Consider the following 20033-nt stretch of genomic DNA (forward strand, 5'->3'; position numbering starts at 1 on the left):
AATGAATAAGCGTTTGTTTATCCTCAGCCAATACCTGCTGCCCCACCACTTGCTCTCGCGACTGGCCGGCTGCATTGCCGAATGCCGCGTGCGCTGGTTCAAGAATGCGTTCACGGCCTGGTTCGCCAAGCGTTATCAGGTGGATATGTCTCAGGCACTGGTCGAAGACCTGACCGCCTATGAACACTTCAATGCCTTCTTCACCCGCGCACTGAAAGACGGTGCCCGTCCACTGGACGAGACGCCGGGCGCGATCCTCAGCCCGGCCGATGGCGCGGTCAGCCAGCTCGGCCCGATCGAGCACGGCCGCGTGTTTCAGGCCAAGGGTCACAGTTTCAGCGTGCTGGAACTGCTGGGCGGTGATGCGGCCAACGCTGCACCTTTCATGGGCGGCGACTTTGCGACCATTTACCTGTCGCCGAAGGACTACCATCGCGTACACATGCCACTGGCCGGCACCCTGCGTGAAATGGTCTACATTCCGGGCCGCATCTTCTCGGTCAACCAGACCACGGCTGAAAACGTGCCAGAGCTGTTCGCCCGTAACGAGCGTGTGGCGTGCATTTTCGACACCGAGCGCGGACCAATGGCCGTTGTGCTGGTCGGCGCGATGATCGTGGCGTCGATCGAAACCGTCTGGGCCGGATTGGTGACGCCGCCAAAACGCGAACTGAAAACCTTCCGCTACGACGAAGCAGCTCGCGCACCAATCCATTTGGAGAAAGGTGCTGAACTGGGTCGCTTCAAGCTGGGATCCACCGCGGTCGTGCTGTTCGGGCCTGATCAGGTGAAGTGGGCTGAAGGCCTGGGCGCTCTTTCCCCGGTGCAGATGGGCCAGGGCCTGGGTTTGCCGAAAGTCTGATCCACCCTCGCCGCCCCCCTGTGGGAGCAGAGCTTGCTCGCGATGGCATCCTCAAGATCGCCATCGCCAGCAAGCCTTGCTCCCACAGGAGCGGTGCACATGTCGCGATACCTCCAGCAGCCATAGCTGCTACAGTCAGGTCATTCACTGCCCATTTCCCGGTTGGAGTTTTTACCCGGCATGAATGAGACCAATCCCCTCCTGCTGCTCCGTGCGCCTGTCCCCGAACAATTGCGACTGTCGTTCTGTGAGCCCACCCCGCGCGACCTGAAGCGCTGGATAGCTAATCTGCCCAAAGCCAACATTGGTGAGACCGCTCGCCTGCTTTATAAGGGTCTGGGCGGACTCAACCAGTTGCTTACCCCCAGTGAAAACCGCCTGCAACTGCTCGAACTGATGCGACCCGAGGTGTACTACGTCTGCAAGCACCTGGAGCGGCATTTCCTGCATCAGGCCATTGTGCTCGACGAACGCTCACGCAAAATCGCCAACCTGTGCCAGGCACTGCAAAGCCATCTGGCGATTGGCTATAAACAGATCGTTGTGCGCATCGTCCCGCGCTTCAGCAAGGACCGGGCGCCACTGCTGACCCAGGCGTTGCAGCGAGCGATTCATTGCCTCAACGGCCCCATGGTTCGCGCTACTCAGCTTTATTGTCCTGTGCCCGAAGGTCTATGGCTGGAATTGCATCAACTGTATCGGATCGCCTGTTCGCACCAACTCCAGCATTTGAGCCTGCGTGACGAACTGGCCAGCCAGACACACACCCTGAGCATCGAGCAAACCTATGTCGCGGCGCTGCTGATGGGCGCCGCGCGCTGTAATCAGTTACGCCAGAACCAAATCGCTCGCCTCGCCGAAGTGCTGGAACCCTGGAGCCATTTGATCAAGCTGCAACCCGGCAAACCGAACGGGTTGTTTGCCGTCGCACCCGAACTCGACACCGGGCCTCGTTATCGCTCCAAATTCCGGCTCGAGCAGCAGGAGCAGTTGCTGGCCATCGATCCGCAGCCGTTAGTCGCCGCTATCGAAGCCCATGTGCTTAAAACCGAAGGTGCCAACCCCTTGCTCGTTCCTGCGGGGTTGAACCTCGACACGTTGCAGCACCTGATCGCGGCCTGGGGCCAGACGGCCGAACGCAGTTTTCAGCGCACCGCCAGCCAGGGCACCTTGACCCTGTGCGTGGGCATGAGCGCCCTGCATTATTACCTGAGTGGACAACGTTCATTCAGTGATCTGCTGAAACATCAGGGCTCCCGGCACGCGAAATTTGCGGCGACGTCCCCGACCGCGAAGGGACATGATCAATGGAGCCACGCCTTTGATGCAGCGCCCCATGGCAACACCGACGCCATGCTGCCTTACGAGGAAATCGAATACCCGCAGCTGCAAAGCGATGACGGTAATGAAGCGTCCGACAGCAACCGGCATTTTCCCACCTATGCACTGCCCGTGATCAATCACAGCCCCGGCGGTTATTGCCTGGCCTGGCCTGGTGCGGTACCGACCGAGCTTCAGGCGGGCGAGATGGTCGGCATCGAGGACGTTGCGGGGCAAGGCTGGAGCATCGCGGTAGTGCGCTGGATTCGTCAGGTCCGTGGCGGTGGAACGCAAATGGGCATCGAACAGGTCGCACCTTATGCCGAGCCTTGCGGCCTGCAACTGATGCGTTCGAGTGATGACCATAGCCACTATTTGCGCGGCCTTTTATTGCCAGCCATCAGCGCGGCCGACCTGCCCGCCACACTGCTCGCTCCCCGATTGCCTTTTCAGGAGGGCAACAAGGTCATGATCAACACCAATGGCGACGAACGCCGCGCCGGCCTGGATCGGCGGGTGGCGAGCACCAACAGCTTCAATCAGTTTGCTTACCGTGCACTGGAGACTGTCAGACACGAAAACGCCGCAGAGAGCGGCGTTGAAGAGGAATTTGATTCGTTGTGGAAATCGCTTTGACGAGTGCATCTTGATGACCGCGATTTTGCAATCGCGGGCATGGTCAATCAACACAAGAATCAGAGCTGCCCGTCACGATCCCGAAAGCCCAGCAGATACAGCACCCCATCCAGCCCAAGCGTGGAAATCGCCTGCTTCGCCGACTGCTTTACCAGAGGCTTGGCGCGGAACGCCACACCCAAACCGGCAATCGCCAGCATCGGCAGGTCGTTGGCGCCGTCGCCGACGGCAATCGTCTGCTCCAGTCGCAACCCTTCCTTGTGCGCCAGTTCTTTAAGCAGATCCGCTTTGCGTTGCGCATCGACAATAGGCTCGACCGCCACACCGGTGACCTTGCCGTCGACCACTTCCAGCTCATTGGCAAACACGTAGTCGATGCCCAGTTTGGCCTGCAACTGCTTGGCGAAGTACGTGAAGCCACCTGACAGAATCGCGGTCTTGTAACCCAGGCGTTTGAGTTCGGCAAACAGGGTTTCTGCGCCTTCGGTCAGGCGCAGAGAGGCACCAATCGAATCCAGCACGCTGACGTCAAGCCCTTGCAGCAAGGCCAGGCGTTCCTTGAAGCTGGCACGGAAGTCCAGCTCGCCGGCCATCGCCCGCTCGGTAATCGCGGAGACCTGCTCACCTACGCCGGCCGCTTTAGCCAATTCGTCGATGACTTCGGCTTCGATCAGCGTGGAATCCATGTCGAACACCGCCAGACGACGGTTACGGCGGAACAGCGAATCTTCCTGGAAAGCGATATCGACATTCAGGTCCTGCGCCACGCTGAGGAACTCAGCCCGAAGCGCTTGCGGATCGGCCGCTTCGCCACGCACGGAAAACTCGATGCACCCTTTGCCCTTGTCGGCCGGAGTGTCCAGAGGCATACGACCGGACAGACGATCGATGTGGTCGATGTTCAGGCCGTATTTCGCGGTAATCGAACTCACGGCCTGCAACTGCTCGGCCGTCACTTTGCGGGTCAACAGGGTGACGATGTGGCGTTTTTTGCCCTGATTGCCGACCCATTGCTGGTAATCCTCTTCGGACACCGGCGTGAACCGCACCTGCTGATCGAGCTTGTAGGCGGTGAACAGAATGTCCTTGAGGACCGACTTACCTTGCTCGGTGTCAGGAATTTCAACCAGGATCCCGAACGACAAGGTGTCGTGGATGACCGCCTGACCGATGTCGAGAATGTTCACACCACCTTGTGCCAGAACGCCGGTAATGGCAGCAGTCAGACCCGGACGGTCGACTCCCGTGATGTTTATCAGGACGATTTCGCGCAAGGCGCACCCCCGCAGGTGGAAAAAAACCGCATTCTACCCACTTTCAGTGACCATCGGGCACCGTCAGCGCTTTGCCGGTCTAGGGCCTGTCGCTATACTGCGCGTCAACTTCACGGACAAAAGAGCCGAGCTCAAGTGAACCGGCCCACGCCAGTAAAAACCGATAACTTCTTTCTGCTGATCTTCCGGGCACTGCGCCATCGCCGTGTACCGATTGCATTACGCATTGCCAGCCATAACGTGATCCTGGTCGCTCTGGCCCTGGTTATCTATGCCTGCGTAATGGGTTTGCAGTTCAAGCAGGCCATGCACGAGCAGGCAGATGCGCTGGGCGAAAGCCTGACCACGCAAACCGCCACGTCCGCTACGGAGTTGTTGGTCTCCAACGACATCCTCAGCCTCAACGTGCTGCTCAATAACCTGACCAAGAACAAGCTGGTGGCGCACGCCGCCATCTATAGCGTGGATAACCGCATCCTCGCCGAAGCCGGTCAGCGTCCCAAGCACAGCCTGCTGGGCGAAGCCGAAGGCATGTACCAGAGCAAGATCACGTTCCAGGACGTGACAGCCGGGCAGCTGCGCATCAGCCTGGACATGGATCAGTTCCAGCAGCCGATGACCATCAGCCTGCAAAGCATGGGCATTTTGAGTGCGATTCTGTTGGCGCTGTCCCTGGCCTTGAGCCTGCGCCTGGGTCGACACATCTCCACGCCACTGCTGCAATTGCGGGTTTGGCTGCGCAACATCGACGAGTACACCCCGGCCACCGAGCGCCAGGATGAAATCGGCGATCTGGCCCGTCAACTGCACGCCAACTTCGCCCCGGAACCCGTAGAGCCCGAGCCGGAACCGGAGCCCGAGTACGACGAAACCGAAGACGAAGAAGCCGACGAACCGGCCTTCGAAGTCCGCAACCTGCGTGATCCAAGCTTCGATGAGACCAAGCCTGTCGCCGGCCTCAAGCCTGCGCCTCGGCGTATTGTCAGCACGGTCGAAGATGATGACGACGAGGATCCGTTTGCCGATCTGCGTGAAGAAACGCTCGCGAGCGCACCCAAACCTGTCGTCAAACCGCCAGTGTCCAGCGTACCTCAGCACAGCGCTGTCCTGGCCGTGCAACTGGGCGCCCAGGATCAACTGCGCCGCCTGCCGCGCACACGCCTGGAAGAACTGCTCAAACGCTACCGCGATTGCCTCGATCAGGCGGCTTCTCTCTACCAGAGCGAACTGCATACCCTGAACGACGGCAGCACGCTGATGCTGTTCCACACCGAAGACAGCGGCGACGATTACCTGACCAATGCCATCTGCTGCGGCGAGTTGCTGCGCGCGCTGGGGCATCAACTGCAGATAGAAGTGGCTGACAGCGGCATCACCCTGCAACTGCAACTGGGCCTGACCTTGGGCGATGGTCTGTTTGGCCTGAGTCAGATCGACCTGCTGCTGACCGAGTCCGCGCAGGACGCCCTGGCCTTGTCCCAACACAGCCGCAACCTGTTGCTGGTGGAACGCAAGATCAGCGATGACGTGCTGATCCGTCAGCGTGCGCGCATCCGGCCGATCGCCAGCCCCGAGGGCGCTTGCTGTGTGGAGCGGTTGATGGAACCTTATCCGTCGATGCTGGAGCGGCAACTGGCGCGGATGCATGAACGCCGGGCCTGAAGCCCTGATGTGAAGAAGCCCGCAGATGAGTGATTGTCTGCGGGCTTTTTGTTGCCACTTGATCTTGTAGCAGCTGCCGAGCCTGCGAGGCTGCGTTCGGCTGCGCAGCAGTCGTGAGGCAATGGGTAAACTCTGATAGACCGCACTCACAGGTCTTGCGAGGACTTCGTCCTCGAACGCAGCCTCGCAGGCTCGACAGCTGCTACAAGTGCCCCGCAGAAACAACAAAGCCCGCATCTCTGCAGGCTTTGTGTTGAATCAATCCAGGCTTAGAACCTGAATACTTCCATATCTGTCCGGATCGGCGAGGCCATCGGGATCTTCGGCTGTTTATCCTTCTCAGCCGCAGGTGCCACAGGCTTGGCAGCCTGCTTTTTCGGGGCTTCAGCAATTGGAGGCTGATTAGCCAGTGGCTTGAGTGCCACCGACAGCTGCTCGGCCAGACGCTGCAGCAACACACCTTGTGCCTGAACCTGAGCCGCGGTGCCACCTGCGTGTTGTTCCTGTAAATGCACAATGCGGTTATCGCGAACCTGACCACGGCGATCGATCAGACGCCATTGCGCGTCAAGGATTGCCGGTTGCGACTCACCCGAATCAAGACGGGTAATGGTCAACAACACCTGTACATCAGGCGTGAAGCCCACGGTTGCGGGGGCGAGGACAACGCGCTGGCTGTCCAGGTGACCGGCAACCTGACGCAACAGCAATTGATCGATATCCGACGACAGGCTCCCTGCCCAGCGACCATCGGTCGAAGCCTGGAGGCTGCCATCCGGTTGACGCTGCAACAGGGTTTCACGTTGCAGATAGTCAGCGATCGTTACCGGGCCAAGCAATACAGCCATGCCTGCAGTTTGTGCAGGCTCAGCCGGACTTCCACTGTCCAGCTGATACAGCGACACCGGTTGGTGAACGCTGCAACCCGCCAGGCCAAGAACCCCGGCGAGCATCAAAATAAAAGGAAGGCGCAGAGCAGTCATCGTCCCATCCAGGTGGCTGCCACAAGGCTAACCACTGTGAAAATACTCAATAAATATGAAGAACGCTCGGCCACGCCGGCGCTTGAAAGGCCATATCATCCGTGAATATGCGTTCCGACTCCAGCGGCAAAGCGTCGATCTACGCGTTAAATCGTAGATCGAGCGCTCTAGGACGCTTAATTGAGGTTTTCGACGAGCAGCGCATCGACCCGCTGAAAGCCACGTGGCAATTTGTTACCACGACGTCCACGTTCACCTTTGTAGTGTTCGAGGTCGTCTGCTTTCAGTGACAAGGTACGTTTTCCGGCCTGGAGCACCAGAGTTGCACCTTCCGGCAGTACGGCGATGTCTGTGACATATTCTTCGCGATTGGCAACGCGCTCACCGGAGATGCCGATGATCTTGTTGCCTTTGCCCTTACCTAATTGTGGCAGGTCGCTGATCTTGAAGATGAGCAGGCGACCTTCGGTCGTCACCGACGCCAGCCAGTTGTTCTCGCGATCCGTCACCGGCCGCGGAAGAATGACCTTCGAGTTGTTCGGCAGGCTCAACAGCGCCTTGCCCGCCTTGTTCTTGGCCTGCAGGTCTTCGCCTTTGACCACGAAGCCATAACCGGCGTCGGACGCAATCACGTACAGCGAATCGTCTTCTGGCATCAGCACGCATTCAAACGTCGCGCCTGGCGGTGGCGTCAGACGACCGGTCAGTGGTTCGCCCTGGCCTCGGGCCGATGGCAACGTGTGCGTGGCCACCGAATAACTACGGCCAGTGGAGTCGATAAACACCGCAAACTGGTTCGAGCGCCCCGCTGCCAGCGCCTTGAAACCATCCCCGGCCTTGTAAGACAGCCCGGTAGCGTCGATCTCGTGGCCTTTGGCGGAGCGCACCCAGCCTTTTTCCGACAAGACGACGGTCACTTTCTCGTTCGGCAGCAGATCGTGCTCAGTCAGCGCCTTGGCTTCGGTGCGTTCGACGATTGGCGAACGACGGTCATCGCCATAGGTTTCAGCGTCCTTGATCAGCTCGGTGCGCACCAGTTTCTTCAACTTGGCTTCGCTGCCCAGCAGGGCTTGCAGTTTGGCTTGTTCCTTGAGCAGTTCATCCTGCTCGGCACGCAACTTCATTTCTTCCAGTCGCGCCAACTGGCGCAAGCGGGTGTCGAGAATGTAGTCGGCCTGGATTTCGCTCAGCGCAAAACGGGCGATCAGCGCGGCTTTAGGGTGTTCCTCGGTGCGGATGATGTGAATCACTTCATCCAGGTTGAGGTAGGCAATCAACAAACCGTCCAACAGGTGCAGACGGCGCTCGACCTTGTCGAGACGGAATTGCAGGCGACGACGCACGGTCTGCACCCGGAATTCCAGCCATTCAACCAGCAAAGCACGCAGGTTTTTCAGCTGCGGCTTGCCGTCCAGGCCGATGATGTTGACGTTGACCCGATAGCTCGATTCCAGCTCGGTGCTGGCAAACAGATGCTGCATCAGCGCATCGTGGTCGAAATTTTTCCGGGCACCCGGAATGATCACGATCCGGCACGGGTTCTCGTGATCGGATTCATCGCGCAGATCAGCGATCTGCGGCGCTTTGGACGGTTTGGCCTGCATCATCGCAGCGATCTGTTCCAGCACCTTGGCGCCAGACACTTGATGCGGCAACGCGGTGACGATGATGTCGCCGTCTTCGATGTGGTAAACGGCGCGCATGCGCACCGAGCCCTTGCCGGTTTCGTACATTTTCAGCAGATCGGCACGCGGCGTGATGATCTCCGCTTCGGTCGGGTAGTCCGGGCCCTGGATGTGTTCACAGAGCTGTTCGACCGTGGCTTTAGGCTCATCGAGCAAGCGCACACAGGCGGTGGCGACTTCGCGCAGGTTGTGCGGCGGAACATCGGTGGCCATGCCCACGGCAATACCGGTGGTGCCGTTGAGCAGGATGTTCGGCAAACGTGCCGGCAACACCAGAGGTTCGTCGAGGGTGCCGTCGAAGTTCGGGCCCCAATCCGCAGTGCCCTGGCCCAATTCGCTGAGCAGTACTTCGGAATAACGCGAGAGCCGCGCCTCGGTGTATCGCATGGCCGCGAAAGACTTGGGATCATCCGGCGCACCCCAGTTGCCCTGCCCGTCGACCAGCGTGTAGCGGTAGCTGAACGGCTGGGCCATGAGCACCATGGCTTCGTAGCAGGCCGAGTCGCCGTGCGGATGGAATTTACCAAGCACGTCACCGACGGTACGCGCCGATTTCTTGTGTTTGGAATCGGCGTCCAGCCCCAACTCGCTCATCGCATAGATGATGCGCCGCTGTACCGGCTTCAGGCCGTCGCCGATATGCGGCAAGGCACGGTCCATGATCACGTACATGGAGTAGTTGAGGTAGGCATTTTCGGTGAAGTCAGCCAGCGACCGGCGTTCTACACCGTCCAGGCTGAGATCAAGGGAGTCGCTCATGCGGGCCTCATCGGTTCGTTGTCTGGCGCAGCAGCATGGTGCCACCGCGCTGGGTAAATTCAAGTTTGTTCAGCGCGCTCATACCGAGCAGCACCTGTTTACCGCCCAGGCCGGGCGCGACCAGCGCACGTACATCACGCAAGACAATATCGCCCACCTGCAAACGGTCGATTCGGGTTCTATACCCCTGGCTCAAGCCGTTGGCCGTGCTCAGGGTGACGCCGAAGCCTTCTTCCAGCTTCAGCTGCTTGGCCATTTCCGCCGGGATAGAAACATCGGTTGCCCCCGTGTCCAGCATGAAATCCACTGGCTGGCCGTTGATCTGGCCGCTGGCGACGAAATGCCCCTGACGGTTACTGACCAGTTTCACTTCGATAAAACCTTCGCCCTGCTCCGAGTTGACGACGACATTGGGATTTTCCTGTCGCGCTTCCCATTGGCCAAAAAACCGCGTCGCCAGGAATAACGCCGCGCACCAGGCCAGCACCATGAACACTCGACCGGCGCGCTTGCCCGGCGTCTGCTGACTCACGGCTTGGCACTCCAACCGCCTTCAGGTGCGGCGAAACGCCAAACGATCGGACGAACCTCGCCATCGTCGCGGGCACAAACGTTGTTATCGACACCGATCCAGGCACCTTTGGCGTCCACGACCAATGCTTCTTCAAGGCCAAAGCCCTGAGGGTATTGCCGGTTTTCCTGCAACAACTCGGCGGCATAGGACCAGCAGCGCTCGACCTTTGCCGTTACTGCATCGCGGCGGCAGATCTTGTAAGCGTTGCGTTCAAGGGTAAACAGCTTGCCGTCGAACAATGACAGGTCGGCGAAATCCCGGGAAACCGCCTTGGCCTTGCGAAACTGCGCAGGCTGCATTTCCTTCCCGGCCTCGCTCAACAGCACGCAACCCCCGTCGCAATCCCAGACGACTTGCTTGCGCTTGATCAACAGCAAACCGCGGCGATCGCGTTCGGCGGCCAGCCACAATTTGTCACCTTCAGGGTTAACCGCGAGACCTTCAAACAGCGCATTGAAATGCAACAGCATGCCACTGGCCCGTGCCTCGCGAACCAGCATCGGCGAGATTTTCAGCCAGGATGCCGGTCCCGATGGTGGTACTTGCAGCACCGCGGCATGGGACTCGCTGACGATGTAGCGATTGCCGGCGCTGTCGCAGGTGATGCCTTCAAAATCCAGGTCGCCACCGCGAATGAACGACGCCGCCCAACTGCGCGAACTCAACCCCCACGGCAAACCACTGGCAGGCACGATCGGGACATCGATCGGCACGGCTTCAGCTTGCCAGGTGTCTTGGCGGGTATCGAGACGGTAGATCTGTTTATCGTCTCGATCGGAGATCGTCCACAGCGCCTCGCCGCACTGCGCCAGCCCCGACAGGTTGCCACCGCGCATGCCTTCGACGGCATGCTCGGATAACAGGCGCAGCTGCGGAGTCGGTTCGGCCAGTGCCGTCGAACTCAGGAGTAACGCAGACAACAGGGCAAAGCCAACCCGCATCAACCAAGAACCTCGGCCAGGTTGCCTTTGGACTCCAGCCAGGACTTGCGATCACCAGCGCGCTTTTTCGCCAGCAGCATGTCCATCATTTCTGCGGTTGCGTCGTAATCTTCCAGGGTCAACTGCACCAGGCGCCGAGTGTTCGGGTCCATGGTGGTTTCGCGCAGCTGCGGCGGGTTCATTTCACCCAGACCTTTGAATCGGGTGACCTGCGGCTTGCCACGTTTCTTCTCGGCCACCAGGCGATCGAGAATGCCATCGCGTTCGGCTTCGTCCAGGGCGTAGTAGATCTCTTTGCCGAGGTCGATACGGTACAGCGGCGGCATGGCGACATAGACGTGACCGGCATCCACCAACGGCCGGAAGTGCTGGACGAACAACGCGCACAACAGCGTGGCAATGTGCAGACCGTCGGAGTCGGCGTCGGCGAGGATGCAGATCTTGCCGTAGCGCAGCTGGGCGATGTCCGCCGAGCCGGGATCGACACCGATGGCCACGGCGATGTTGTGCACTTCCTGGCTCGCCAGCACTTCGCTGCCGTCGACTTCCCAGGTGTTCAGGATCTTGCCGCGCAACGGCAGAATCGCTTGAAACTCCTTGTCTCGCGCTTGCTTGGCCGAACCGCCAGCGGAATCACCTTCCACCAGAAACAGTTCGGAACGCATCGGGTCCTGGCCGGCGCAGTCGGCGAGTTTGCCGGGCAGTGCCGGGCCCGCGGTGATGCGTTTGCGCTCTACCTTCTTGCTGGCCTTCAGGCGACGGCCAGCGTTATTGATCGCCAGTTCCGCCAGCATCATGCCCGTTTCCGGGTTGGCGTTGAGCCACAGGCTGAATGCGTCCTTGACCACACCGGAAACAAACGCCGCCGCTTCACGGGATGACAGGCGTTCCTTGGTCTGACCAGAGAATTGCGGTTCCTGCATTTTCATCGACAGGACGAAAGCAATGCGTTCCCAGACGTCTTCCGGCGCCAGCTTCACGCCACGGGGCAGCAGGCTGCGGAATTCGCAGAACTCGCGCATGGCATCGAGCAGGCCCTGACGCAAACCGTTGACGTGAGTACCGCCCTGGGCCGTCGGGATCAGGTTGACGTAGCTTTCCTGAACGCTGTCGCCACCTTCCGGCAACCACAGCAGCGCCCAATCCACCGCTTCTTTATTACCGGCCAGGCTGCCGCAGAAAGGCTCGTCCGGCAGGCGCTCGAACTCGCTGACCGCATCGACCAGGTAGGAACGCAGGCCGTCTTCGTAATGCCATTCGACTTTTTCACCTGTGGCTTTGTCTTCGAAACTGACCAGCAGTCCCGGGCACAGTACAGCCTTGGCCTTGAGCACGTGCTTGAGGCGGCTGATGGAAAATTTCGGAGAGTCGAAGTACTTGGGATCCGGAGCAAAAAACACGCTGGTGCCGGTATTGCGCTTGCCGACGGTACCGATCACTTCCAGATCGGTTTTCTTGTAACCGTCTGCGAAAGTCATCTGGTATTCGTTGCCGTCACGCTTTACGCGCACCCGGACTTCGGTCGACAAGGCGTTAACCACGGAAATACCCACCCCGTGCAAACCGCCGGAGAACTGGTAGTTCTTGTTGGAAAACTTGCCGCCGGCATGGAGCTTGGTGAGGATCAGTTCAACGCCCGACACACCCTCTTCCGGGTGGATGTCCACGGGCATGCCACGACCGTCATCGCTGACTTCCAGGGAGTGGTCGGCGTGGAGGATGACCTGCACCGAGGAGGCATGTCCGGCCAAGGCTTCGTCGACGCTGTTGTCGATGACTTCCTGGGCAAGGTGGTTCGGCCGACTGGTGTCGGTGTACATGCCGGGGCGTTTGCGCACCGGGTCGAGGCCCGAGAGGACTTCGATGGCGTCTGCGTTATAAGAGCTAGCGCTGGGAGTGGCCATGGGGTCTCGTCGTCCTTCAGTGAAAAAAGTGTTCTGTGAAAAAGAGGCCGGTCACAGCGCTTCGAAATCGATCGACTGATAAACATCTGCGCCGATGCCGGCAAAACTCAACATGGCCGGCAATTGCCTGGAAAAACCCTGGAAACCATGGTCGCCACCGGCCTGGATGCGCAAGGCACAGGCCCGGTAGTACTGCTGGGCGAGGCGATAGTCCAGCGTTTCGTCGCCAGTCTGCAACCACACCTGATACCGCTGCGGATCCTGAGGCGCCGGCACTTCCAGCTCGGCCAGGGCCGTCACGTGGTCGTGGGTCATTTCCCAGGTCTCATCGGTGTACAGGTTTGTTTGCGGCCCCAGAAACCCGTCGAACATCCGGTGCGGACTCACGGCAGGATTGATCAACAGGGCCTTGAGGCCATGGCGCTCGGCCAAGTGAGTCGCATAGTAGCCGCCGAGTGAGCTGCCGACCAGCAGAGGCCGCCCCAGCTCGTCAATCGCCTGCTCCAGCTGACCGATGGCTTCACGCGGGTGGTGATGCAAGGCCGGAACGCGCAATTGATCGCTCAAACCCAGGCGGTCCATCACGTCCATCAACTGAGTGGCCTTTTTCGAAGCAGGCGCGCTGTTGAAACCATGGATATAAAGGATCGAACCAGACATTTGAGCGCCCTGTGCGTCGGGTAAAGAAGGCGGAGTTTACAGGGAGTCGGGGGAATCGGGGATATCCGTGGAATTCAGCTCGCCTGAGCGGATGCCATCGCCAGCAGGCTGGCTCCCACAGGGATTTGCGAGCACCTCGGATCCCTGTGGGAGCGGGCTTGCCCGCGATGGCCGCGCCTCGGTCTATGTAAGTTGCAAAAAACTCAGTAACCGTTGGAGCCGTAATCCACCTGAAAGTCGAACCCGGTGACCCGCTCCACGCCGGTTTCGAGCTGACCATCGGGCAACAACCGCATCCACCGATAGCCTGGCGCTTGATCGCCCACCTTGAATTCTTCACTGCCCGGCTCGAACTGAATGCAGGTAGACGGAGAGGCCATCAAACGCACGCCATTGCGCTCCCGATCGATCTCTTGGTGAACATGCCCCCATAAAACCGCGCGCACCTGGGGAAACCGATCCAGCACCGCAAACAGCGCTTCGGGATTTCGCAATCCGATGGGCTCCATCCATGCACACCCGATCGACACTGGATGATGGTGAAAACACACCAGATGATGCCGCTCCGGCGCCTCGCTCAACGAACGGGCCAGCAGTTGCAGCTGTTCGTCCTGAAGATAACCCGGCACCGATCCGGGCACTGCTGAATCCAGCAAGGTGATGCGCCAGTTCCCGAGATCCACCACCGGCTCCAGCAGCGCACTCTGCACCGCGGCTTCGGCCATGATGTGTGGTTCGTCGTGATTTCCGGGGATCCAGCGCGCCGGTGCGTCGAGCTGCCGAGTCAGGTCACGAAACAGCTGATAAGACTCCAGCGTCCCGTCCTGAGACAGATCACCACTGGCGACGATCAGGTCGATTTTCGCCTGCTGAGCGCGTACCAGCTCGATGACCTTCATCAGACTGTCGCGGGTATTCATCCCCAACAACGTCCCGTCCGCGTCGGCAAACAGATGACTGTCGGACAGTTGCACCAGCAACGCCGAATCGGCGGTGGTCAATGTGGATACGCTCGGCAAGGCGTTCTCCCAAGGCTGAATCACGGGTGTGGGTAAGTGCCGCAATTATGCTGGGGGACGACCAAAAGAGGAACGCTGTGAACCGAACACAGTTCACATCTGGCACTTAACGAACAGCTTCGTACTCATGCCCCAACGCCAGACAATGGCTCAACCATTCCCCCAGGAACATATTCAGCTGCGCTTTTTCGTCCGGCTGATGCATCGAGGCATTCGGATAAGGATAGATGCCACGGAAGCGTCGTGCATGCTCGGCACTGACGACTTCGGCCATGCAGGCATCGTGATAGACCTGAACTTCCAGCTGGGGCACCGGCAGCCACGGCAGGCTGTGCTCCTGGCGTACTTGCAACGTGGTGGTGTACGGACAGACTTGCAGTACCTCCAGCGCCAATACGCCGAGCATCTGGTCGCCATGGGTCACGGCTATGCGCCGGGCTGCCGGCTCGTTGCGCATGTCCGGGAGCAGTCGCATAAGGCGCGCGTAGTTGGCCTCGCAGGAGGCTTGCAGCCCCACGAGGTCAACCCGATAGCGATCGCGCAGTTTGTTTACGACCATAGCCCCCTCACTTCAGCGCGGTTTAAAGCTAACCATTGCAAGGCAATGATGCTGGCCGCGTTGGCAATTCGTCCGTCGCGTACGGCTTGCAAGGCATCCTCGAACGCCCAGACCGTGACGCGAATATCTTCTGCTTCTTCCTCCAGCCCGTGCAGGCCGCCAGCGCCAGTACTGTCGCAACGCCCCAGGAACAGATGCACAAATTCGTTACTGCCGCCCGGCGATGGAAAATATTTGGTCATCGGCCAGAGCGCCCCGAACACAAGCCCAGCTTCCTCCTGCGCTTCGCGGTGAGCAACTTCTTCCGGCACCTCATCCTTGTCGATCAGACCAGCGACCAGTTCGATCAGCCAGGGATTATCAGTCTTGCCCATGGCGCCGACGCGGAACTGTTCGATCAACACCACTTCGTCACGCTGCGGGTCGTAGGGCAACACACAGACGGCGTCATGGCGGACGAACACTTCCCGATTGATTTCGCGGCTCATGCCCCCGCCAAACAATTCGTGGCGCAAGTGCACACGATCGAGCTTGTAAAAGCCCTCGTAGCACTTTTCACGCCGAACGATATCAACGGCGGTCGGAATGGCGTTGGCAAAATCAGTCATGACAATCCTCGTATCTACACACACCGAGGCTCCAGCCTCGACTTCGCGCCATCCTAACGCGCCCGTGACGTTTGATGCAGCCCCTTTCCCGTCAGCGGGATAGACGGTGAGGGCGAAACCAACTCTAATTAGCTTAGTGGCGAACTGACTGCTTCGTTGAGAGTCGAAGCGGATAACTTTTCGCCTTTCCCAGTTTTATCAAGGACGCCCATGTCGCTTTTTAAAATCGCCTCCGTGGCCGCAATCGCTTTGACTCTGGGCGCTTGCCAGAGCCTGTTCCAGCCCAACTATCGGGCGCCGCTGGAAACGACCCGCGATGCGTCCGAGCAGCTGAAGCCTGGCTGCACGACACCTGATTGCCCGCTGGTCAATATCGACACGCTGCGCTTCCCTGCCGAGCCTGCACTGGACGGCATCATCGAAAAACGCCTGCTGCAAATGACCCGCACATCGCCCGATGCCCCGGTGGAGCCAACGCTGGCGGCTTATCGTGACGAGTTTTTGCGCACCGCCGCACCGCGTTACAGCAGCTACCTGCAGGCCAAGGTACGTAAGCAGCATGACGGCTTGGTGATCGTCGAGTTTTCCAGCTACCTGGACACCGGCGGCGCACATGGCACGCCAGGCCGCAGCTTCATCAACTATTCGCGCCAGCAGCACAAGGTGCTGACGCTCTCGGACATGTTGTTGCCAGGGCAGGAAGAAGCATTCTGGAAAGCCGCACAAGTGGCGCATAACAGCTGGTTGATCAGCACCAAGCTCGATCAGGAAGCAGAGTTCGTGAAGAGCTGGCCGTTCCAGAAAACCCAGAACGTGGCGCTGACCTATGGAGCGGTAGTCCTCAAGTACGAAACCAGCACCATCGCGCCTTACGCGCTGGGCCACGTCGAACTGAAGATCCCCTACCCTCGCCTGAACGGCATTCTCAAGCCCGAGCTGTTTCCTGGCCGTAACTGAAGGCCCGACCCAGCACCAGCTGCAGCAACCCTGCCAGAATCAACGACGGCAGGGTTGCGCCGATGTCCGGGTAGAGATTGGCCAGCAAGTGATACGTGCTTACCCCGCCGAACCAGGCGAGTAGCGCCGGCCAGCGCAAGGCGGCTGACGCCACCTGAGCACTGCGCTTGCGCAGGATGAAATGATCCACCAGCACCACGCCGAACAGCGGCGCAAACACCGAACCGATCAACAGCAGGAAATTCTGGTACTGGGCCAATGGCGCCAGCAAGGCGATCAATGTGCAAATCACGCCGATGGCCAGGGCCAGATGCTCGACTTTCAAGCGCAGCAGAAATCCGCTGGATACGGCCGCCGAGTGAATGTCGGCGAAGGCGTTTTCCGATTCATCCAGCAGAATCAACAGCAGCGGAATCCCCAGCCCAGCACCGGCCAATGCCAGCAGTAATGCGTTGACTTCACCGCTCGGCGCGAAGGCCAGGGTGTAGGCCACGCCCAGGCTCATCAGCCAGAAATTACCGATAAAGAAACCCACCGCGGTACCACCAAAGACATTCCTGGCGCGCTTGCCGAAACGCGAGTAGTCGGCAATCAACGGCAGCCATGACAGCGGCATGGCGATGGCGATATCAAAGCCCACGGCAAACGGCATCGAACCATCACCTGCCTGGGCCCACAGGGCAGCCAGATCGGCTTTGGCGAAGAGGTTCCAGGTCAGCCAGATACAGGCGGCCAAGAGCAACCAGATACCCCATTTACGCAGGATCTGCCGCACAAAGGTCAATGGGCCGCTTACCGCCAGCAAGGTCGCCAGGCCGCCGAAGAACAGGGTCCAGAGCAGTGGACTGGACAATACGCTGCCTTCGCTGAAGGCACGGGCACCCAACAGGCTGGCCGCGTCACGCATGACGATGATTTCGAATGAGCCCCAACCGATCAGTTGCAGCAGGTTCAGCACCGCAGGCAGGCTCGCGCCGTGTTTGCCGAGGCTGAGTTTGAGCGCGGCCATCGACGACAGGCCGGTGTCGCTGCCGATCACGCCGACGGCAGCCAGCAGCAGAACACCTACCAGCGTGCCGAGGAAGATTGCCAGCAGCGAGCCGGACAGACCCAGACCTGGCGCCAGTAATGCACCGGTCTGCAGAACCATCAGGCCGATGCCGAGGGAAAACCACAGGGAGAAGAGATCGCGGCCGCCGAAGACACGTTTGTCCGTGGGCACCGCGATGTCTGGGGAATAAGTGCTGGGTTGAATGCTCAAGGGTGTTATCTCAGAGGGACTTTTGTTGTTGTATTGATCGCTATCGCCAGCAGGCTGGCTCCCACAGGGGACTTGTGAACGCCACAGATCCAATGTGGGAGACAGCCTGCTGGCGATGGGGCCTGTGCAGGCCCCACCCATTCAGGTCAGATCAAACCTTCTTGTACAGCTGACTGCCTTCCTGCTTGAACCGCTCGGCCTGTTCCGCCAATCCCTGGGCGACTTCGGCGTCAATGGTTTCAAGCTGCTGGTTGGCCGCGTACTCGCGGACTTCCTGAGTGATTTTCATCGAGCAGAATTTCGGCCCGCACATCGAGCAGAAATGCGCGACCTTGGCCGAGTCCTTCGGCAACGTTTCATCGTGATACGAACGAGCGGTATCCGGATCCAGGCCCAGGTTGAACTGGTCTTCCCAGCGGAATTCAAAACGCGCCTTGCTCAAGGCATCGTCACGGATCTGCGCGCCCGGATGGCCCTTCGCAAGGTCGGCCGCATGGGCGGCGATCTTGTAGGTGATGATCCCGGTTTTCACGTCATCCTTGTTCGGCAGGCCCAAGTGCTCTTTCGGCGTGACGTAGCAAAGCATGGCGCAACCGAACCAGCCGATCATCGCCGCACCGATACCGGAGGTGATGTGGTCGTAGCCCGGCGCAATGTCGGTGGTCAGCGGGCCGAGGGTGTAGAACGGCGCCTCGTCGCAGCACTCGAGCTGCTTGTCCATGTTCTCTTTGATCAACTGCATCGGCACGTGGCCCGGGCCTTCGATCATGGTTTGCACGTCATGCTTCCAGGCGATTTTGGTCAGCTCGCCGAGGGTTTCCAGCTCGCCGAATTGCGCGGCGTCATTGGCGTCGGCAATCGAACCCGGACGCAGGCCATCGCCCAGCGAGAAGCTGACGTCGTAGGCCTTCATGATTTCGCAGATTTCTTCGAAATGCGTATAGGCGAAGTTTTCCTTGTGGTGCGCCAGGCACCACTTGGCCATGATCGAGCCGCCACGGGACACGATACCGGTCACGCGCTTGGCGGTCAGCGGTACGTAACGCAACAGCACGCCCGCATGGATGGTGAAGTAGTCGACGCCCTGCTCGGCCTGCTCGATCAGCGTGTCGCGGAACAGCTCCCAGGTCAGGTCTTCGGCCGCGCCACCGACTTTTTCCAACGCCTGATAGATCGGCACGGTACCAATCGGCACCGGCGAGTTACGAATGATCCATTCGCGGGTTTCGTGAATGTGCTTGCCGGTGGACAAGTCCATGATGTTGTCCGCGCCCCAGCGAATGCCCCAGGTCAGTTTCGCCACTTCTTCTTCGATGGACGAACCCAAGGCACTGTTGCCGATGTTGCCGTTGATCTTCACCAGGAAGTTACGGCCGATGATCATCGGTTCCAGTTCGGTGTGGTTGATGTTGGCCGGAATGATCGCGCGACCGCGGGCGATTTCTTCGCGGACAAATTCAGGGGTGATGATTTTCGGCACGCTGGCACCGAAGCTGTGGCCGGCGTGTTGCTGGTCCAGCAGACCGGCGGCGCGGGCCACTTCAAGCTTCATGTTTTCGCGGATGGCAACGAATTCCATCTCGGGCGTAATGATGCCTTTACGGGCGTAGTGCATCTGGGTGACGTTGCCGCCGGCTTTGGCGCGACGCGGGTTGTTCACATGGGCAAATCGCAGCTTGGTCAGCTCGGCGTCGGCGAGGCGTTCACGCCCGAAATTCGAGCTCAGGCCAGGCAGACGCTCGGTGTCACCACGGGCTTCAATCCACGGCGAACGCACATCGGCCAAGCCTTTGCGCACGTCGATAATGACATTGGGATCGGTATAAGGGCCCGAGGTGTCGTAGACCACCACCGGTGCATTGATCTCGCCGCCGAGGTCGGTCGGGGTGACATCGAGGCTGATTTCGCGCATCGGCACGAGAATGTCCGGGCGTGAACCCTGAACGTAGATTTTTTGCGAGCGGGTAAAGGGTTGAACGGACTGTTGATCGACTTGGGCCGAGTCACTCAGGTTCGTTACGTTTTTTAGTTTTATCGTCATCACGGGCTCTCCAGACAGCATCCAGGCGGTGGAATTTTGTCGGAGCGAACCTGTAACGAATGGACGCGACCAATCAGCTGTGGCGCTGTTGGTGCTGTGCTCAGTACTCGAGGGGTGTTCGATTGTCGAACAACATCCCGGACGAAGCACAAGAGGACTCGCCGGGTGACGAGAAATCTTGTTCCCTACGCAGGCGTTAACCTGATCAGGTTCAACGGGATCCGAAATTATTCGATCTCAGCCTCATAGCAAGGCACCCCGACAAGAACCCGGCCAGTCTAGACACAACTGGCAAAGAACGCCAACCCCAAGGTAAACACCATGATGA

General features: G+C 59.5%; 16 protein-coding genes and 1 riboswitch. Of the genes, 4 read left to right on the forward strand and 12 right to left on the reverse strand.

The features are described from left to right. The first annotated feature begins 1 nt into the window (after position 1). Positions 2–862, forward strand: coding sequence for an archaetidylserine decarboxylase (gene asd / locus H7698_RS12725; RefSeq protein ID WP_162437126.1), 861 nt, complete (start codon positions 2–4; stop codon positions 860–862). A gap of 180 nt (positions 863–1042) precedes the next feature. After that, positions 1043–2818, forward strand: coding sequence for a molecular chaperone (locus H7698_RS12730; protein ID WP_194691592.1), 1776 nt, complete (start codon positions 1043–1045; stop codon positions 2816–2818). A gap of 59 nt (positions 2819–2877) precedes the next feature. Here H7698_RS12730 and serB read toward each other — a convergent pair whose 3' ends face one another. Further along, positions 2878–4092, reverse strand: a complete 1215-nt coding sequence (gene serB, locus H7698_RS12735; protein WP_162437128.1) for a phosphoserine phosphatase SerB — start codon at positions 4090–4092, stop codon at positions 2878–2880. 135 nt (positions 4093–4227) lie between these two features. On the opposite strand from serB, the gene H7698_RS12740 reads away from it, so the two are divergent. After that, the gene (locus tag H7698_RS12740; RefSeq protein WP_162437129.1) at positions 4228–5754 is read left to right on the forward strand and encodes an AhpA/YtjB family protein; all 1527 of its coding nucleotides are present in this window, start codon (positions 4228–4230) and stop codon (positions 5752–5754) included. Positions 5755–6023: 269 nt separating this feature from the next. On the opposite strand, the gene H7698_RS12745 is transcribed toward H7698_RS12740, so the two are convergent. The 9 genes from H7698_RS12745 to H7698_RS12785 all read right to left on the reverse strand — a co-directional run bounded on the left by H7698_RS12745 (position 6024) and on the right by H7698_RS12785 (position 15446). Continuing rightward, on the reverse strand, positions 6024–6737 hold the full coding sequence (locus H7698_RS12745) for a PqiC family protein (protein WP_194691593.1): 714 nt from the start codon (positions 6735–6737) through the stop codon (positions 6024–6026). A gap of 176 nt (positions 6738–6913) precedes the next feature. Continuing rightward, positions 6914–9181, reverse strand: a complete 2268-nt coding sequence (gene parC, locus H7698_RS12750; RefSeq protein WP_162437131.1) for a DNA topoisomerase IV subunit A — start codon at positions 9179–9181, stop codon at positions 6914–6916. A 7-nt stretch (positions 9182–9188) separates the two neighbouring features. Continuing rightward, positions 9189–9713, reverse strand: a complete 525-nt coding sequence (locus H7698_RS12755; RefSeq protein WP_194691594.1) for a retropepsin-like aspartic protease family protein — start codon at positions 9711–9713, stop codon at positions 9189–9191. Continuing rightward, positions 9710–10696, reverse strand: a complete 987-nt coding sequence (locus tag H7698_RS12760) for an esterase-like activity of phytase family protein (RefSeq protein ID WP_194691595.1) — start codon at positions 10694–10696, stop codon at positions 9710–9712. The genes H7698_RS12755 and H7698_RS12760 overlap by 4 nt, the downstream gene beginning before the upstream one ends. Then, on the reverse strand, positions 10696–12600 hold the full coding sequence (parE, locus tag H7698_RS12765; protein ID WP_194691596.1) for a DNA topoisomerase IV subunit B: 1905 nt from the start codon (positions 12598–12600) through the stop codon (positions 10696–10698). Before parE ends, H7698_RS12760 begins: the two co-directional genes overlap by 1 nt. 51 nt (positions 12601–12651) lie before the next feature. Further along, on the reverse strand, positions 12652–13260 hold the full coding sequence (locus tag H7698_RS12770; RefSeq protein WP_194691597.1) for a YqiA/YcfP family alpha/beta fold hydrolase: 609 nt from the start codon (positions 13258–13260) through the stop codon (positions 12652–12654). A 203-nt stretch (positions 13261–13463) separates the two neighbouring features. Then, positions 13464–14279 carry a 3',5'-cyclic-AMP phosphodiesterase gene (cpdA, locus tag H7698_RS12775; RefSeq protein WP_194691598.1) on the reverse strand — a complete coding sequence of 272 codons (816 nt, stop codon included), beginning with the start codon at positions 14277–14279 and terminating at the stop codon, positions 13464–13466. 106 nt (positions 14280–14385) lie between these two features. Next, positions 14386–14838: a DUF1249 domain-containing protein gene (locus H7698_RS12780; RefSeq protein WP_162437137.1), complete on the reverse strand. Its 453-nt coding sequence runs from the start codon at positions 14836–14838 to the stop codon at positions 14386–14388. Next, a complete protein-coding gene (locus tag H7698_RS12785; RefSeq protein WP_194691599.1) occupies positions 14829–15446 on the reverse strand; it encodes an NUDIX domain-containing protein in 618 nt (205 codons plus the stop codon). The genes H7698_RS12780 and H7698_RS12785 overlap by 10 nt, the downstream gene beginning before the upstream one ends. Before the next feature lie 210 nt (positions 15447–15656). Between H7698_RS12785 and H7698_RS12790 the strand changes: the two genes are divergently transcribed. Continuing rightward, positions 15657–16403, forward strand: coding sequence for an RsiV family protein (locus tag H7698_RS12790; protein ID WP_194691600.1), 747 nt, complete (start codon positions 15657–15659; stop codon positions 16401–16403). On the opposite strand, the gene cytX is transcribed toward H7698_RS12790, so the two are convergent. Together cytX and thiC are read right to left on the reverse strand one after the other, a co-directional pair. Next, positions 16372–17664: a putative hydroxymethylpyrimidine transporter CytX gene (gene cytX / locus H7698_RS12795; RefSeq protein WP_194691601.1), complete on the reverse strand. Its 1293-nt coding sequence runs from the start codon at positions 17662–17664 to the stop codon at positions 16372–16374. The genes H7698_RS12790 and cytX overlap by 32 nt on opposite strands. A gap of 151 nt (positions 17665–17815) precedes the next feature. Further along, positions 17816–19705: a phosphomethylpyrimidine synthase ThiC gene (gene thiC, locus H7698_RS12800; RefSeq protein ID WP_162437141.1), complete on the reverse strand. Its 1890-nt coding sequence runs from the start codon at positions 19703–19705 to the stop codon at positions 17816–17818. Positions 19706–19870: 165 nt separating this feature from the next. After that, a riboswitch (TPP riboswitch) is annotated at positions 19871–19976 on the reverse strand. Positions 19977–20033 lie beyond the last annotated feature (57 nt).

Origin of the sequence: Pseudomonas sp. p50(2008) (genome assembly GCF_015351605.1) — a bacterium.
Taxonomy (GTDB): domain Bacteria; phylum Pseudomonadota; class Gammaproteobacteria; order Pseudomonadales; family Pseudomonadaceae; genus Aquipseudomonas.